This window comes from Fodinicurvata halophila (assembly GCF_042651425.1).
GTDB classification, from domain to species: domain Bacteria; phylum Pseudomonadota; class Alphaproteobacteria; order Kiloniellales; family DSM-21159; genus Fodinicurvata; species Fodinicurvata halophila.
In genome coordinates this window covers 916,773-933,508 of the sequence record NZ_JBHSCW010000003.1, presented here as the reverse complement: position 1 = coordinate 933,508, position 16,736 = coordinate 916,773, and the positions used below count along the sequence as shown (strand labels likewise).

Sequence of the window (16,736 nt, the reverse complement as noted above, 5' to 3'; positions counted from 1 at the left end):
CGGACAAGCAGGCTTGAGTTCTGGACACTTATGTCTAGACGCCGGCATGGCATCTCCTTAGGCTGTTTTCATTGGCTGTTCTATCGGAGGGCGTCTGGGATGAAAACGCAATACCGGGTTGTGGTGATCGGCGGCGGCGTGGTTGGAGCTTCGGTGCTCTATCATCTGTCGAAATTCGGCTGGACCGATGTGGCCCTGATCGAGCGCGAGGTGTTGACGGCAGGATCGAGCTGGCACGCGGCCGGTGGTTTCCATGCCCTGAACGCGGATCCCAATATTGCGGCGCTCCAGTCCTATACCATCGACCTGCTGAGCGAGGTGGGGGAGGAGTCCGGTCTGGATATCGGCATGCACATGACCGGCGGAATTTCCGTGGCCAGTGCGCCGGCCCGTTGGGAATGGCTGCAATCGGCCTATCGTACCTTCCAGACCATGGGGATCGAGGACGTTCACCTGGTGGGGCCCGAGGAGATCAAGAAGGCCTGCCCGGTCATCTCGACCGAAGGCATTCTGGGTGGTCTTCTGGCTGAGCGCGAGGGCTACATCGATCCGTCAGGCGTGGTGCATGCCTACGCCAAGGCCGCGCGTCAGCGCGGGGCCGAGGTAATCGAACACAATCGCGTGCTGGAACTGAACCAACGCCCGGATCTCAGCTGGGAGGTGGTGACCGAGAAGGGCACCATCCAGGCCGAGCACGTGGTCAACGCCGGCGGCCTCTGGGCCAAGCAGGTGGGCCGCATGGTCGGTCTCGAGCTGCCGGTGACGCCGCTGGAACACCACTATCTCGTCACGGACAACATTCCCGAGGTCGAAGCGCTGGATGGCGAGTTGCCCCTGATCGTCGACCTGGAGGGCTTCACCTACATGCGCCAGGAGCAGAAGGGCATGCTGCTGGGCATCTATGAGCTCAACTACAAGCACTGGAACATGGACGGTGCGCCCTGGAATTACGGTATCGAGCTGATCCAGGAAGACATCGACCGTATTTCCGAGGAACTGTCCATGGGGTTCCAGCGGTATCCCTGCCTGGAGAACGTGGGCATCAAGCGCTGGGTGAACGGCGCCTTCACTTTTTCCCCGGATGGCAACCCCTTGGTGGGCCCCGTACGCGGCGTGCCCAATTACTGGCTGGCCTGTGGGGTCATGGCCGGGTTTCTGCAGGGCGGCGGTGTCGGCAAGTCGCTGGCCGAATGGATGATCCAGGGCGAGCCGGAGAGCGACATCTTCGGCATGGATATCGCGCGCTATGGCGATTTTGCCTCCAACAAGGAGTATATCCGCCAGACCACGGGGCAATTCTATTCCCGGCGTTTCGTGATGACCTATCCGAACGAACAGCTGCCGGCCGGTCGCCCGCTGCGCAAGTCTCCGGCTTATGACGCCATGACGGCGGAAGGTGCGCGCTGGGGCTGTGTCTGGGGCCTGGAGGCACCGATCTATTTCGCCGAGCAGGATTTCGAGGAGACGCCGACCCTGCGCCGGTCCAATGCCTTCGATATTGTCGGCAAGGAGTGTCGCGGCGTGCGCGAGGGCGTTGGTCTGATCGACATCTCGGCTTTCGCCCGCTACGAAGTGTCCGGGCCGCAAGCGGAAGCCTGGCTTGACCGGATCTTTGCCAGCAAGCTGCCCGCACCGGGACGCACACGTCTGGCGCCGATGCTGGGACATGACGGCCGCCTAAAAGGGGATCTCACGCTCTTCAACCGGGGTGGTGGACGCTGGTGGATCCTGGGCTCCTACTATCTGCGTGAATGGCATATGCGCTGGTTCGAGGATCATCTGGACGAGGGCGTGGACATTCGCGACATCTCGGACGGCGTGGTCGGCCTTGCGCTGACCGGCCCCAATGCCCGGGCGCTCCTGGAGCGCGTGACCCACGAGGATGTCAGCAATGCGGGCTTTCCCTTCATGTCCTGCAGGCCCATGGATATCGGCCTCAATCGCGTCCTGGCCGCGCGCCTGTCTGTGACCGGCGAGCTCGGCTATGAACTGCACTGCGACGCCACCGAGCATGTCTCGCTGCGCGAGACCCTGAAGCAGGCGGGCCAGGACCTGGGCCTCGTGGAGTTCGGGTTCCTGGCGCTCAATTCCCTGCGTCTCGAGAAGAGCTTTGGCATCTGGTCCTGCGAGTTCACGCAAGGCTACACCGCCGGCATGACCGGCATGGATCGCTGGATCGCCTTCGACAAGGGCGATTTCGTCGGTCGCGACGCGGCCCTGAAAGAGAGGGACGCCGGCGGTGCCGAGGAGGTTCTCGTGACCCTCGAAGTGGCGGCCACGAATGCCGATGCCTCCGGCTTCGAACCGGTCTGGCACAAGGACAGGCGTGTGGGGTTCGTCACCTCGGGCAGCTATGGACATACCGTGGGCAAGAGCCTGGCCATGGCCCTGGTCGAGCGCGACGTGGCCGAGATCGGGACGGAGTTGACGACGCATATCGTGGGCGAGGAGAGGCCGGCCCGTGTCATCCCGCCGTCACCCCACGATCCAGAAGGACACAATATGCGCAGCTGAGATGGAAGGTGCGTATTTGCTGCCGGAGGTCTGCCGCAAGAAGCAGGCCTCCGGCAGTATGACTCCGGCGGCAATCTTCCCTGAAATGACCCGTGAAGCGAGATGGCCATCAGGGGAAGCCTTTGGTGCTGTGCAAGCTCTCGAGAAGTTATGACCCCTCTGCCGCAGCAGGAGCATGGAGTTCCCGTAAGCGGCTGTGCTGCTTATCCAGAGGTTCGAGCACACAGGTAGGACAGAGCTGCCCGCCTTCGACGGTGTAATAGCGACAGCAGCCGCCGCGGCTGACGAAGCTTCTCGGCCGTTGGGGCGTGCCCTCAGGGTTGGGAAGGGACAGCGATATGAACCCCAATTGCTTGTTAAACAGGCGTGAGCCGGGTCGCTTCACGACGGCCAGGGCCTTCTGCTTCGCTGTTTCTTCCTGGTCGAGGGCCTGCCCCACCAGCAGGAAGCCCATGGCCAGGGAATCGGCGATCAGACGCCACTGTGCCGCGGGGGCAAGGCGCGTGTCAGTTCGCAGGCGCTCGACGAGAGGGTCCATGCAGCTCTCCAACTGAGCCGACAGTTGGGCGGGCATGGCCTCCGGTTGCTCGGGAAATGCGGCTCCAGTTTCGTCAGCCAGGTGCAGATGCAGGTGCGAGGCCGCGGGGGTACTGGACTGCGCAGCCGGTGTTTGCGAAAGCTTCAGGTAAAGCAGGTCGGCATCGAGACGTGGCAGGGCTGTTTCCTTCAGGTAGACACTACCAAGCATCAAGGAGAGGCGGTAACTCAAGTTGGCCACAAGAAAGGCCGCTTGAGCACGCAGGTCCATGCCCGCCACTCGTTCGGCCTGCCAGGACAGAAGCGTCGCCAGGGTGTCGCTGCCCGTGTCGCAGAGCTCTCGCAGGCTCGACCAGCCTGTAGGGCGTTTCCCTGAGGAACTGGGGCACAAGGGAAAGTGCCGGTTCTGCCAGGCAAGAGCCTTTCTAAGGGAACTCATGGCCACCCCGCTCTCGCAAGCCAGTCACAGGCTGGGCTTGACGATTGATAATGCGAATGATTATGAGTCTTATACTCAGGGGCGGGCAATGCAGACTCTCACGCAGCCAAGGGGATCAAATGGTTGCCAATGAGAGTTACTATCATTTGCCTTCATGCCTTTCAATGAAGTCCTTTTCCGCCGCGGGGTGTGAAGTCGTGCTGGCTTGATCGCGTCGCGGTGGCTACAGCACAGGCGAGAGTTCACATGACAAAACATAGAAATCCCGGAAGACATCGTATTCTCTGGTCCATCCTCCCGTTGGCCGTGATGACCAGCGGATCGGCTCTGGCCCAGGATCAGGGCGAGATTACGCTCGATGCCATCGAGGTGGAGGCTGAGAGTGACCAGGGACTGGTTCAGGACGGCTATGTGCCGGTCTCGGGGCGCATCGGCTCCAAGTCGGAAACACCCTTTGTCGAGGTGCCGCAGTCGGTCTCGGTGCTTACGGAGAGCCAGCTGGATGATCGAAACCCGGCATCCTTGGAGGATGCCTTGGCCTATACGCCAGGGGTGCGCACAGGGGCTTATGGTCTGGATCCGCGCTTTGATGCGTTTTTCGTGCGCGGCTTCTCCGCGACCTACAATGGTGTCTTCCAGGATGGTTTGAGACGCTTTGCAAGTCCGACCGGATTGTTCAGGTCGGAACCTTACGGTCTGGAAGCGGTCGAGATTCTCAAAGGTCCGTCTTCATCTCTTTATGGGGCATCCACTGCAGGCGGGCTTGTCAATCTCGTGACCAAGAAGCCGACGGAGCACCCATTCCGAGAGGTTGAGCTTCAGGGAGGAAGTCATCACCGAAAACAGGCAAACTTCGATCTCTCAGGGCCCGTCACTGAAAAAGGTAACTTTCTCTATCGCTTGACAGGCGTGATCCGAGACAGTGGTACAGAGATAGATGGATTTCCCGACAATCGAGCATATATCGCCCCTGCATTTACCTGGAAACCGGATGACGATACGACCCTGACAATCCTGGGTGAGTACATGGATTCCAAAGTTGGGGGAACAGCCGCCTATTACAATGACCAGGATGGTGTCACGGATATCTATTCAGGTGATCCCGACTACAATGATTTCACGCAGCGCCAGTATCGAGCCGGTTACGAGTTCGAACACAGCTTTGACGATACCTTCACTCTCTTCTCTTCAGCCCGCTACGCAGGCCTCGACAACAATCTGGAATATGCCTATGTGACGGACCCGACAACCGACCCGGTCTCACGAGCTGCGGGTCGCAATGCCGAAGAACTCTCCACCTTTGTGACCGATAACTTCTTACAAGCCAAGTACGAGACCGGTTCCCTTTTTCACACTTCCGTGACCGGCCTGAACTACAGTTGGGTCGGCTATGAACAGGAACAGGGCTCGGGCGCTCTGCCGGGGCAGGGACAACCTCCGAAACTTTCGTTCACTGAAAAACAGGATCAGCGGCAATTCGGGCTCTACGCGTCTCACCGAATGGAGTATGACAACTGGATCCTGAACCTGGGCGGACGTTACGACTGGCTCTCTGCAGAGACCACAACACCTTCAGGAAGTGGCCGTAGCACGGTTGATCAGGAGGATGAGGAGTTCTCCTGGCGTGCGTCTCTTTCCTATCGCACCAATCTGGGATTTGTTCCTTATGTGAGCTATACGACGTCCTTCACGCCGAATGTCGGAACCCTCATGGGCGGTTCGCCAGCCAAGCCAACCGTAGCTGACCAGAAGGAGGTCGGCGTCAAGTACGAGGTGCCGGGCTACAATGCTCTGATCACGACCTCGCTTTTCGATATCCACCAAAGAGATGGGGTGGTTTTCGATGCGTCGTCAGGGGTCAACCAGCAAGTGCAGCTTGACTTGCGCTCCCGTGGTTTCGAGATCGAGGGTGTTGCGACGCTGGATAATGGCCTCGATCTCACGGCTTCCTATGCCTATACGGACGTCGAGATTGAGAAAGGAGCGCGGGGAACGGAAGGAAACACCCTGAACGGCATTCCGAAACACACTTTCTCGGTTTATGCCGACTACACCATCCAGGAGGGCAGTCTGGCAGGCCTCGGTGCGGGTGCTGGACTGCGCTACTCGGGGCAAAGCTATGGCAATGACCAGAACACCATCACGAACGATGCCAGGTTCTTTGCCGATGCATCGCTGCACTACGATCTGGGGAACTTCGATCCAAAACTTGCCGGTGCGCGTTTCCAGGTGAACGGCTATAACCTCCTGAATCAGGAAAAGGAGGTCTGTAACGCTGGCTATTGCTATCGCGACGAGGGGCGCAAGTTCATTGCCAGCCTGCGGTACCGCTTCTGAGCGTAGAGGGGAGCGCCAATCAAAATGCCTGAGGACTGGTCCTCCAGTGCGCCGGGGTTCACTGTAGAGGCTCTGGGCTACAGGGTTAGGGACACCTCCATCCTTAAGACCCTGAGCCTCTCGGTGAGCCCCGGGGGCGTGACCGGACTGATCGGCCACAACGGCTCGGGCAAGTCGACCCTGATGAAACTGATGGCGCGGCAATGGCGTCCGACGGAAGGCCGTCTGCTCTTTGCCGGACAGCCGGTCGGCGACTGGAGCGAACGGGCTTTCGCCCGTGAGGTGGCCTACCTGCCACAGGAGATGCCTGCGACCCTGGGGCTGACGGTGCGCGAACTGGGGGAGTTCGGGCGCTATCCCTGGCATGGGGCTCTGGGACGGTTCGGGGACCTGGACCGTGACAAGGTCGATACGGCCCTGGATCGTTGCGGATTGACCGATCTGGCGCGCCGGCAGGTGGACAGCCTGTCCGGGGGTGAGCGGCAGCGCGCCTGGATTGCCATGGCCCTGGCCCAGGATACGCGCTGCCTGTTGCTGGATGAACCGATCTCGGCGCTCGACGTGGCGCACCAGCTGGAGGTGCTCTCCCTCGTGCGCCGCCTGTCGCGCGAACAGGGCATGACGGTGGTCATGGTGCTGCACGACGTGAACCTGGCCGCGCGCTTCTGCGACGAACTGCATGCCCTCAAGCAGGGCAGGCTGGTGGTTTCGGGTGGGCCAGGGCACATCATGACCTCCTCCTGCCTGGGCGAAATTTATGGGGTCGAGATGACCGTGATCGATCATCCCGTGCTGGGAACGCCGGTGGCCTGTGCCGGGTAGGGGGATCTTCTCCGCACGCCGGCGGGCCGTGCTCATGAGCCTCGTGGCTGGCTGCCTGCTGCCGCGCGCACTCCTTGCGGCTTCGGGGCGCGAGTTGCGCGTGGCCTCCCTGGATTACGGGCTGGCCAATACCCTACTCTCCCTGGGGCATACACCTGTCGGGGTGGCGGCTGCGGAGAGCTGGTCCGAATGGGTGGTGGAGCCGCCCCTGCCACAACAGGTGGTGGACCTGGGCACCGACCGCGAGATCAACATGGAGCGTCTGGCCGCGCTCGAGCCCGACCTGATCCTGACGACTCCCTATGTGCAAGGATTGCGTGGCCGCCTGGAAGAGCTCGCGCCGGTTCTCTCCTTCTCGATCTATGACCGGGACAAGCAGCCCTATCGCAAGGCGCGGGAGGCCACCCTGGCGCTGGGACAGCGCCTGGAGCGCGAGGAACAGGCGCAGCAGCTTATCGAGCAGACGGAAAGCGCCTTTGAAGACCTTACCGGTGATTTCAAGGAAGCTCGCACCGGATCCCTGCTCCTGCTCCGTTTCATGGACGCCCGTCACGTACGCGTCTACGGCCAGGGCAGTCTGTTCGATGACGTGTTGCAGCGCATCGGCATTCCCAATGCCTGGCAGGGGGGCACCAATGCCTGGGGCTTCCAGACGGTCGGGATCGAGCAACTGGCGGACGCGGCGGGCCCGGAGACCCGGATCCTGACCTTCGAGCCCCTGCCCGGTGAGGTCATGCCCACCCTGGACAACAGTCCACTCTGGACTCGCCTGCCGCCCGTCGAAGCTGGACGCTTCTCTGTTCTACCCCCTGTACTGATGTTCGGCATGCTGCCGTCGGCCTTGCGCTTTGCCCGGGTTCTCTCACACCACCTCGAGGGAGAGGCGGCATGAGGACCGAGCCAGGAGCACGCACCCTGCCGCTGGTTTTCCTGCTGGCCGTGCTGCCGGCCGCGGGGATGACGCTCTGGTCGTTGGGGCCGGAGCTGCGGGATCTTTCTCGGGAGAATGCTGCCGGCTTCGATGCCGGCCGGCTAGTGCTGCTGTACTCCGATCTGCCGCGCCTTGCGACCTCCCTGCTGGCCGGGGCGGCCCTGGGTCTGGCGGGTACCATCCTGCAGCAGGTGCTGCGCAATCCCCTGGCTTCGCCCACCACGCTGGGCCTCTCGGCCGGGGCCAAGCTGTCCTTGTCGCTGGCCACGCTCTACGCCCCGGGGCTCTTCGTGCTGGGCAGCGATATGGTCGCCCTGGCCGGCAGCCTGGCAGCCGGGCTCGTGGTGTTGGCCCTGGGGGCCCGGCGCGATTTTTCTCCGGTCACCATGGTGCTGGCTGGCCTGGTGGTCAGCCTCTACTGCGGGGCGCTCTCCGCCCTGTTGATCCTGCTGAACGACCGCTATCTGGAAAGCCTGTTCATCTGGGGAGGCGGCTCGCTGCAGCAGCAGGACTGGTCGGTACCACTGTCCATGCTGCCGCGCCTGCTGCTTCTGGGCGGTATCGTCATGGTGATGGCCCGCCCGCTGGAATTGCTCAGCCTGCCCGATGAACAGGCGCGTGCCTTGGGATTGCGGACGGCCGCCATCCGTTGGGGCGGGGCGGCGGTGGCCCTCTGCCTGACCGCCGTGGTGACCTCGCTGGTCGGGGTGATCGGATTCATCGGCCTGGTGGCGCCGACGATTGCACGGCTCTGCGGGGCCCGGCGTTTTCGCCAACGCCTGCTCTGGGCCCCCCTGCTTGGTGCGGGGCTGCTGTGGTTCACGGACCAGGCAGTGCAGATCGCAGCCGGAAGTCTGGCCGATTTCCTGCCCACCGGCGCGGTGACCGCGCTCTTCGGCAGCCCCCTGCTGCTGCTCCTGCTGCCGCGTCTGCGTGCCCAGGAGCAACCGCCGTCCCTCTCCGGGGCCGCGCAGCCGATGCGGCGCGGCCATGGCTTCAAAGTGCTTGCCGTGCTGCTTGCTCTGCTGGCCCTTATGGCTGTCCTGGCGGTGCTGGGGGGACGCCTGCCGGACGGCACCTGGGGTTTTGTCTCTGGGCAATTGACCGGAGAGCTGTTGCCCTGGCGCCTGCCGCGCATGCTGGCGGCGCTGGCGGCGGGATTGATGCTGGCTGCCGCCGGCCTGATCCTGCAGCGCCTGACGGCCAACGAGATGGCCAGCCCCGAGGTCCTGGGGGTCAGTGCCGGCGCCACCATGGGCATGGCGGCTCTGGTCTTCCTGGTCACCGCGCCGGCGCTGCCGCTGCAGATGGGAAGCGCGGCCCTGGGAGCCATGGCGGTCCTGCTGGTGATCCTGGCCCTGGGATGGCGCAGTGGATTCTTGCCCGAGCGGATCGTGCTGGCCGGAATTGCGCTCAATGCGCTGCTGGATGCCGTGGTGGCCGTTCTCTCCGCGACGGGTGATCCGCGCGCCCTCAAGCTGCTGAACTGGATTGCCGGCAGCACCTATGGCGTAACCCTGGAGACCGCACTGCCTGCCTTGGGACTGGCCGTGCTGTTGCTGGGGCTGTGTACGCTCACGCTGCGCTGGCTCGATATCCTGCCGCTGGGGCGTGCTGCGGCGCAGGCCGTGGGCATTGCGGTGCAGCCGGCGCGCATCACGCTGTTTTCCCTGGCGGTGCTGCTGACCGCGGCCGGAACCATGATCGTCGGTCCCTTGTCGTTTGTCGGGTTGATGGCCCCGCATATAGCACGCGAACTCGGCCTGATCCGGGCGCGCAGCCAGCTGTTCGGCGCCGTCCTGGCGGGGGCGGTGGTGATGGTGCTGGCCGACTGGATCGGCCGCAACCTGGCCTTTCCCTATCAGTTGCCGGCCGGCCTGGTCTCGGCCTTGGTCGGGGCGCCCTTCCTGATGCTGCTGTTGCGCCGGCGCGGGTAAAACGCTCGCGCGTCAAGTGAAGCGGAGCTGCAAGATTCAATTGCTGCCCGAAGAAAAGGAGGTATAACGAAAGAATAACGGGAAACGGTCGCGCAAGGGGCCGTGTTCCTGTCGCATGGATATGACGGTGCCGGTGAGACTTGGTTTTTGCCCTGCCCAACAGTCTGCGTGACGGGATGAGCAGGGGGAATAAAGATGCAGCAGTCTTCTGGTTCCGGTCACAATCTGGGATCCTTGCATCTGTCGCGCCGTGGCGTGCTGCAGGGGCTGGGGGTTGCCACAGCGGCTACAGCTCTGTCAGCCACATCTTCCAGAATTGCTTCAGCGGACCAGGAGCGCGAGGCTGAGGTCCTGGAAGAGGCAACGCAGTCGCCACCGCAGACGGTCGGCGTCCTCACCTCGCCCGATCTCGTGGATGCGGCGCTCAACAGGCTGGATGAACTTTGCCGGGATATCCTGCAGCGCAGCGGCATTCCGGGCCTTGCGGTGTCCGTGGTGAGCGATGGGGAAACGGTCTTCACGGGCGGTTACGGACTGCGCCGCGTGGGGGCCAGCGGGACGGTCGATGGCGATACGGTGTTCCAGATTGCCTCCTGCTCCAAGTCCCTGGGGGCGACGGTTATTGCCCGTCAGGTCGCCGAAGGGCTGGTTGCCTGGGACACGCCGATCCAGCAGCTGCTACCCTGGTTCGAGCTGGCCGATCCCTGGGTATCGGAACATGTGACTCTCGGGGATCTCTATGCGCACCGCTCGGGTTTGTCGGATCATGCGGGCGATGACCTGGAGGATCTGGGTTACGACCGGCGCACGATCCTGGAGCGTCTGCGCCTGCTGCCGCTCCATGCCTTTCGGGCACACTATGCCTATACCAACTTCGGGCTGACGGCGGCTGCCGAGGCGGTGGCTGAAGCAGCCGGTCAGGACTGGGCCGACCTCTGCGCGGCACAGCTCTATCGCCCGCTGGGCATGAACCGGACAAGTTCGCGCTATGCGGACTATCGCGCGCGCGACAACCGTGCCGACGGCCATGTCCCTGTCGAGGCCGGTTATCAGCCGCTCTACCAGAGGCAGCCCGATGCCCAGTCCCCGGCGGGAGGGGTCAGTTCCAGCGTCCATGACATGGCCAGATGGATGGCACTCATCCTTCAGGGGGGCGACTACGAGGGACAATCTCTCATTGCCACGGACGCCTTGCTGCCCGCTGTTTCCGCACAGGTCATCTCATCGCCTTCCTTTGCGATGGATGCGCGGATCTCGACCTACGGCTACGGCTTCGGTGTCGGGACCGAACCCTCGGGGCGGGTGTCGCTCAGCCATTCCGGCGCCTTTGCCCTGGGTGTGGGCAGCAACTACCTGATGCTGCCGTCCCTGGGGCTGGGGATCACGGTGCTGACCAATGCTGCGCCCAGTGGGGCCGGGGAAGCCATTTCCGCCTCCTTCATGGATCTGGTGCAGTACGGGACGGTCACACGCGACTGGTTTTCGGCGTATCAGCCCTTGATGGCGCCCATCGTGGCGCCGGTGGGGGAACTGGTTGGCAAGTCACGTCCGGCAGGCGCGCAGCCGCCCGGACCCTCCAGTACCTATACGGGCCGCTATACCAACAGCTACTTCGGTGAAGCGCAGGTCGTGGAGAGAGCGGGTGGCCTCTATGTTGTGCTGGGCCCGCACTCGCAGGAAAGCCTGCTGGAGCCCTGGGATGGAAACAGCTTCATCTATCGTCCACGGGGTGAGAACGCCCCAGAGGGCTCTGTCTCGCGGGTCGCCTTTGACGCTGTGGACAACGGCATGGCCGGGGCCATGACCATTGAGTTCTTGAACGAAAACGGGCTGGGCCGCTTCACACGCTAGGGCCGACCTCCTTTCCCTGAGCAACAACTGGAAAAGAACAGTGATGATGTCTCGTGTGTCCTTCACAGTGCCACAGCTGTGCGTCCTCAGTCTTGCAGCCCTGGGTCTGCTTCTTGCCGATGGGAAGGCCTTGGCCCAATCCCGCACCATTCAAAGCCTGATCGTTGATCAGAACCAGGTGATTGAGCGTTTCCGCCAACCCCTTGAAGTGCAGCCCAGCCTGGATCTTGCGGTGCCGGTGGAACGGCGTGCACTGGTCGATCTGCCCGAGGAGGCCTACAGACTGAATCGCGTCGAGTTCAGCGGCACCGAGGTCCTGCCCTATGAAGATTTGCGGCCACTCTGGGTGTCTCTGGAGGGGCAAGAGGTCGGGCGCAGCCAGATCGAGGACCTGATCGTTGCTATTGAGCGTTACTACCAGGAACAGGACTATTTCGCCCGCGCCCTGGTAACGAAGTGGGACGTCGAGGCAGGCGTGCTAAGGATTCGGGTCTTCGACGCCTACATCGAGGAGATCCGCATCAACAGTGACATTCCCGATATCACACAGCGTTTGAAGCCCTATCTGGACCGGATCGCCGGGCAGGTGCCCTTGCGGGTCTCCCAGCTCGAGCGCGATCTCCTGCTGATCGAGGATCTCGAGGGCTTCTCGATCGATGCCTTGCTGGAAAAGGTCCCCGACAATGTTCAGGCCGGCCGCCTGACCCTGCAGCTCGATCGGGATGGGCCGGCCGGACGGGTCATGCTGAACAATGCCGTCTCTCCGGACATCGGGCCCTACCAGGCCATTGCCTACGGCGAGATCGGTGACTTCTTCGGCCTGTTCGAGAAGAATGCCCTGACCCTGATCACCAATCCCTTCGAGCCGAGGGAGTTCATGCTGGCGCAGTGGGAACAGTCCGCGCCGATCGGGAGCGAAGGCCTGCACTTCGGGTATTCCCTGGGCTATCTGGAATCCGTGCCTGGGGGCGAGGCGGCCGAACAGGATATCGAACAGGCGACGACCCTGAGCTCGTTCTGGCTGGAGCACCCCTTCCTGCGCCGCATCAAGTACAACCTGCTGGGACGTTTGAGCCTCTCGACCCAGGATGACCGCATCTGGGCTGGCTCCACGCGCGTCATAACCGACCGGCAACGTTGGGCCACGCTGAGTTCCAGCTATGACCAGACGTTCGGCTCATCGGCGTTCCTGGGGCGCTTGGCGCTCTCGCAGGGACTGGAGAGTCTGGGCGCCAGCGATGGCGAGGTCCTGGACGTTGCGCGTCCGGGAGGACGCCCGGACTTCACCCTGCTGTCCGCAGAGGGGCACTGGCAGCAAAGCCTTGACGACGACTGGAGTCTGGAGGCCTCGGCAATGGGTCAATTGGCTTTCACACGCCTGCCTCAGGCCGTGAGAATGAGCCTGGGAGACGACAGCTTCGCCCAGGCCTATGCACGCACGGGGGTCTCCGGCGACAGCGGGCTGGCCGGCGCGCTGACCCTTCGCTACAGCCTGGACAGTCTGCTGGAGGAGATACAGGGACTGTCCAGCTTCGCCTTCGTGGATCAGGGGTACCTGCACAATGATCCGATTGGGGCAGACTTTCGCTCGGCGCACTTGGGATCGGTTGGTGTGGGGCTGGCTTACCGGGATCTGGCACAGATCACGCTCACGCAGCCGGCCTGGTCGAGCGAGGACATCGAGGATCGCGGAACCCAGATCTTCTTTCAGTTAGGGTATTCCTTCTGATTCACGTGCCTGCAGGCGAATGGGAGCGGATGTGGTGTTTCCTGCGTTGACCTTCCCGCTACGCCCGCGCAGGCTTTTCCCAAGCAAGACCTGCTGCAAAGGGGATTCCACGGCTGTCCGGCCACTCCCGCAGATCTCACCCGCGGCCATAGAAGACTGAAGAGGAAATGCCATGCGCCTGCTTCTTGCCATGATGAAGCACGAAACCAACACCTTTTCCCCTGTACCGACGAAGCTGGAGCGCTTTGCCCGGCGTGGAAACGCCCCGCTGCGCGGTGCGGAGGCGGTGGCGGCCTATCGTAACACGGGAACGGTGCTCTGCGGGTACATGGATGAAGCCGAGGAAGCAGGCGCCGAGATCGAAGTGGCCATCGCGGCTGAGGCCTGGCCCAGCGGTCCCGTCGATGACGAGGCCTATCGCGTCATGACCGACACCATCTGTCAGGCGGTCGAGAAGGGCGGCTGGGACGGCATCCTGCTCGATCTGCACGGCGCCATGGTGACCGAGAGCCTTGAAGACGGGGAGGGCGCTCTGGTGCGCCGGGTTCGCGAACTGGCGCCCGACACGCCCATCGCCGTGGGGTTGGACATGCACGCCAACCTGTATGACGAGATCGTGGCCAACTCCAACGTGGTGGCCGGTTACCAGACCTATCCGCACATCGACATGTACGAGACCGGTCGCCGTGCCGGACGCGCCTTGCTCGGCCAGATCAAGGGCGAGATGAAGCCGACCCAGGCCTGGGCCAACAATCCCATGCTGCCGCATGTCATGCGCCAGGGAACGGACGATCATCCCAACAAGGAGATTCAGGCCCGCTGCATCGAGATGGAGAAGCAACCGGCCGTCCTGTCCGCGAGCCTGTTCGTCGGTTTCCCGCACGCCGACATTCGCGAGGCCGGTCTGTCGGCCGTGGTGGTGACCGACAACGATCCAAAGTTGGCAGAAACGCTGCGCGACGAGCTGCTGGAGATGGCCTGGAAGGCGCGTGAAGCCTTCGTCTATCATCCCGAGCCGCTGGCGGACTCCGTGGCGCGGGCCAAAGCCATTCCGCGGGATCCGCAGAAGGGCCCCGTGATCCTGTTGGACCATTACGACAATGCGGCTTCGGGCGGCACCATGGACACCACGGCGGTGCTGGCCGAGATCCTGAAGCAGGAGCTCGAGGACGTGGCGGTCTTCGGGATCTATGACCCCGAAGCCGTGCAGCAGGCCGTGGCAGCCGGGATCGGCGAAACGGTAACACTCAGGATCGGCGGCAAGATGGACATGCCGGCCATCCCAGCCGACAACAGGCCGCTCGAGGTGACGGGACGCATCAAGACGATTTCCGACGGGCGCTACCGCAACAAGGGACCGATGTACGCCGGGGTTGCCATGGACATGGGCACGGCCGTGGTCCTGGACACCGGCAAGGTGGACATCGTTGTCATTTCACGGCACGTCGAGCCGCACGACATCAACGTCCTGCTGAGCCTGGGCATCGATCCCCTGCAGAAGCGCTATGTCATGCTGAAAAGCCGTATCCACTGGCGCGCCGGCCTGAAGCATATCGCGCGCGATATTATCGAGTGTGCCGGCGTCGGCGTGTGCACCTCCGATTACAGCCAGCTGAACTTCTCGAAGGTGCGCCGGCCGGTCTATCCGCTGGATGACATCAGCGAGCGTCATGCATCATAGGACGTAATGCATGAAAAAGCGCCGGCCCAAAAGGGCCGGCGCTAGACGCGTGTGACAGCTGAGAAGGGCCGAGTCAGGCTGCTTGCTGACAGAGGGGCTCGACCCTACCGGTAAAAAAAGTCTCGTGAAGACTCTTGATCGCCTTGCTCAGGTCCTGGCGCTGGACCAGGAACTGGACATCCACGCTGCGCGTGTTCTGATGGGCGGCAACCACATCGACACCCGCAGCCTCCAGGGCATCCAGGCCCCGCGAAAGCACCCGCAGGCCATTGAGATTGCGCCCGATGACCGACGCAATCGACAGGGACCGTACTGTGATTTCGGCCGAAGGGTAACGCTCCTTCAGGTCATGCTCGACGCGCTTGATGGACTTCAACGAGGCGTCCACGTAGTGCGTGATGGTGTTGGCGTTCGAGGTCTTTGAGGTGATGCGGACCTTGTGACGGGTCAGTGCCTCCAGGATGGCCGCATCGTAACCTTTTACGCCCACCATATCCTGTTCGAACAGCTCGATGGAGTAGACGTCCAGGCCGGTCACGATCTCGGCCGAGCCCGACTCCGTCGTGCTCTCGTCGATCAGGGTCCCGGGATCCTCGGGCTCGAAGGCATTGGTCACGCGCAGGGGCACGCTGGCCTGTCGCAGGGTCTTGGCAGCCTTCGGGTGGATGGCCTCCATACCCATGTTCGACAGCTGATCGGCGACATCGTAGTTGGTGTGCCCCAGCTTGCAGACCGCATCCGCCCCCACGATCTTGGGGTCCGCCGAGGACAGGTGGAATTCCTTGTGAATGATGGCCTCGCGCGCCGAGGTCAGGGCGGCGATCTGCGAGAAGGTCACCTCGGAATAGCCGCGGTCGAATTCCTTCATCAGACCTTCGGAGCACTGGGCATAGCCCGTGACGATGGGCAGCTCGTTCTCGAGGTCGATGTCGGCAAAGGCCGATTCGATGCGTTCGCGCAGGCTGTGCTCCGCATCGTCGCGCCAGCCGCTCAGGTCCACGAAACGTGCATTCACGTCCATGCGGCGCAGCAGCATCGAGGTGACGAAGGCCGAATGGGCTTCGCCCAGGCCCGAGAGCAGTTCACGGATGACCAGCATGTGCTGTGACAGGCGGAAGTGCCCATAGGAGCACAGCCGCTGCAGGTCGATCAGGCAGCTGCGTGCACCCTCGATGCGTTCGCGCACGAAGTCGTCGGCAAAGCTGCGGTCAGCGGGATGCTCCAGAACCTTCTCGTGCGCTTCGCACATGGCCGTTGCCACCTTGCTGAGGGCATCCGACCAGCCATGGTCGCTGTCCGAGCTGGAGAAGAGGGCATAGACCCCCGGTTCTCCGGACTTCTTGTGCTCCAGCAGAAGGTCCGTGATACCGCCAAAGGCGGAGACCACGAAAATCCTGTTGTAGAGTTCGGAGCCGGTACGCTTGCCGACGAACAGGCTGTCCGCCAGCTCGCTTACACGCGACATGGAAGTGCCGCCGATCTTCTCGACGGTGTGCTTTCCGGCCGGTTGGCCGGCTTCAATGGATCTGTCAGTCATGGCTTTCCTGCCCCTTGGGGCAATTGCTGTGTCAGCTGTCAGCCGGGGCATAGGACCCGTCGGCCTGGTGTACTTCATTGCCGGTGACCGGCGGATTGAAGCAGCAGGCCATGACGAGTTCTTCCTCGGCGCGCAGCGTGTGCTTGTCGTGCTGGTCCAGCGCGTACATCACGCCGGGCTTGATCTCGTGGGTCTTGCCCGTGGCCAGGTCGGTGATCGAGCCTTTCCCCTGCATGCAATAGACACTTTCGAAGTGATGCTTGTAGTGGAAGGTGTGCTCGGACCCGGCTTCCAGGATCGTGATATGGAAGGAAAAGCCCATGTTGTCGTCGGCCAGCAGCATGCGGACCGAGGTCCAGCGTGCATCCGACACGGCGCGCGGGCCGTCCTTCAGTTCATTGAAATCACGAACGATCATTCC

General features: G+C 62.8%; 11 protein-coding genes. 8 read left to right on the top strand and 3 right to left on the bottom strand.

Going from position 1 to position 16,736, the window contains the following annotated elements:
- Positions 1–99 precede the first annotated feature (99 nt).
- Positions 100–2,514, top strand: coding sequence for a GcvT family protein (locus ACFOW6_RS09245; RefSeq protein WP_382422048.1), 2,415 nt, complete (start codon positions 100–102; stop codon positions 2,512–2,514).
- A 148-nt stretch (positions 2,515–2,662) separates the two neighbouring features.
- Here the strand turns inward: ACFOW6_RS09245 and ACFOW6_RS09240 are convergent, their stop codons facing one another.
- Positions 2,663–3,490 (bottom strand): (2Fe-2S)-binding protein, encoded by an 828-nt coding sequence (locus ACFOW6_RS09240; protein WP_382422047.1) that lies wholly within the window; start codon positions 3,488–3,490, stop codon positions 2,663–2,665.
- A gap of 246 nt (positions 3,491–3,736) precedes the next feature.
- Between ACFOW6_RS09240 and ACFOW6_RS09235 the strand changes: the two genes are divergently transcribed.
- The 7 genes from ACFOW6_RS09235 to ACFOW6_RS09205 all read left to right on the top strand — a co-directional run bounded on the left by ACFOW6_RS09235 (position 3,737) and on the right by ACFOW6_RS09205 (position 14,778).
- Positions 3,737–5,827 carry a TonB-dependent siderophore receptor gene (locus tag ACFOW6_RS09235; protein WP_382422046.1) on the top strand — a complete coding sequence of 697 codons (2,091 nt, stop codon included), beginning with the start codon at positions 3,737–3,739 and terminating at the stop codon, positions 5,825–5,827.
- A 24-nt stretch (positions 5,828–5,851) separates the two neighbouring features.
- Positions 5,852–6,649, top strand: coding sequence for an ABC transporter ATP-binding protein (locus ACFOW6_RS09230; protein WP_382422045.1), 798 nt, complete (start codon positions 5,852–5,854; stop codon positions 6,647–6,649).
- A 34-nt stretch (positions 6,650–6,683) separates the two neighbouring features.
- Positions 6,684–7,541, top strand: coding sequence for an ABC transporter substrate-binding protein (locus tag ACFOW6_RS09225; RefSeq protein WP_382422044.1), 858 nt, complete (start codon positions 6,684–6,686; stop codon positions 7,539–7,541).
- Positions 7,538–9,517, top strand: coding sequence for a Fe(3+)-hydroxamate ABC transporter permease FhuB (gene fhuB / locus ACFOW6_RS09220; protein ID WP_382422043.1), 1,980 nt, complete (start codon positions 7,538–7,540; stop codon positions 9,515–9,517). Before ACFOW6_RS09225 ends, fhuB begins: the two co-directional genes overlap by 4 nt.
- A 195-nt stretch (positions 9,518–9,712) precedes the next feature.
- A complete protein-coding gene (locus tag ACFOW6_RS09215) occupies positions 9,713–11,368 on the top strand; it encodes a serine hydrolase (RefSeq protein ID WP_382422042.1) in 1,656 nt (551 codons plus the stop codon).
- Between the two features lie 43 nt (positions 11,369–11,411).
- Positions 11,412–13,097, top strand: a complete 1,686-nt coding sequence (locus ACFOW6_RS09210) for a ShlB/FhaC/HecB family hemolysin secretion/activation protein (protein WP_382422041.1) — start codon at positions 11,412–11,414, stop codon at positions 13,095–13,097.
- Between the two features lie 172 nt (positions 13,098–13,269).
- Positions 13,270–14,778, top strand: coding sequence for a M81 family metallopeptidase (locus tag ACFOW6_RS09205; RefSeq protein ID WP_382422040.1), 1,509 nt, complete (start codon positions 13,270–13,272; stop codon positions 14,776–14,778).
- Positions 14,779–14,851: 73 nt separating this feature from the next.
- Here the strand turns inward: ACFOW6_RS09205 and ACFOW6_RS09200 are convergent, their stop codons facing one another.
- The gene (locus ACFOW6_RS09200) at positions 14,852–16,315 is read right to left on the bottom strand and encodes an aspartate kinase (RefSeq protein ID WP_382422039.1); all 1,464 of its coding nucleotides are present in this window, start codon (positions 16,313–16,315) and stop codon (positions 14,852–14,854) included.
- A 31-nt stretch (positions 16,316–16,346) separates the two neighbouring features.
- The gene (locus tag ACFOW6_RS09195) at positions 16,347–16,733 is read right to left on the bottom strand and encodes an ectoine synthase (RefSeq protein WP_382422038.1); all 387 of its coding nucleotides are present in this window, start codon (positions 16,731–16,733) and stop codon (positions 16,347–16,349) included.
- Positions 16,734–16,736 lie beyond the last annotated feature (3 nt).

Excerpts from the sequence above, each read along its gene's own strand:
- ACFOW6_RS09245 (WP_382422048.1), top strand. The coding sequence starts at position 100 with ATGAAAACGCAATACCGGGTTGTGGTGATCGGCGGCGGCGTGGTTGGA.
- ACFOW6_RS09240 (WP_382422047.1), bottom strand. The coding sequence starts at position 3,490 with ATGAGTTCCCTTAGAAAGGCTCTTGCCTGGCAGAACCGGCACTTTCCC.
- ACFOW6_RS09235 (WP_382422046.1), top strand. The coding sequence starts at position 3,737 with ATGACAAAACATAGAAATCCCGGAAGACATCGTATTCTCTGGTCCATC.
- ACFOW6_RS09230 (WP_382422045.1), top strand. The coding sequence starts at position 5,852 with ATGCCTGAGGACTGGTCCTCCAGTGCGCCGGGGTTCACTGTAGAGGCT.
- ACFOW6_RS09225 (WP_382422044.1), top strand. The coding sequence starts at position 6,684 with ATGAGCCTCGTGGCTGGCTGCCTGCTGCCGCGCGCACTCCTTGCGGCT.
- fhuB (WP_382422043.1), top strand. The coding sequence starts at position 7,538 with ATGAGGACCGAGCCAGGAGCACGCACCCTGCCGCTGGTTTTCCTGCTG.
- ACFOW6_RS09215 (WP_382422042.1), top strand. The coding sequence starts at position 9,713 with ATGCAGCAGTCTTCTGGTTCCGGTCACAATCTGGGATCCTTGCATCTG.
- ACFOW6_RS09210 (WP_382422041.1), top strand. The coding sequence starts at position 11,412 with ATGATGTCTCGTGTGTCCTTCACAGTGCCACAGCTGTGCGTCCTCAGT.
- ACFOW6_RS09205 (WP_382422040.1), top strand. The coding sequence starts at position 13,270 with ATGCGCCTGCTTCTTGCCATGATGAAGCACGAAACCAACACCTTTTCC.
- ACFOW6_RS09200 (WP_382422039.1), bottom strand. The coding sequence starts at position 16,315 with ATGACTGACAGATCCATTGAAGCCGGCCAACCGGCCGGAAAGCACACC.
- ACFOW6_RS09195 (WP_382422038.1), bottom strand. The coding sequence starts at position 16,733 with ATGATCGTTCGTGATTTCAATGAACTGAAGGACGGCCCGCGCGCCGTG.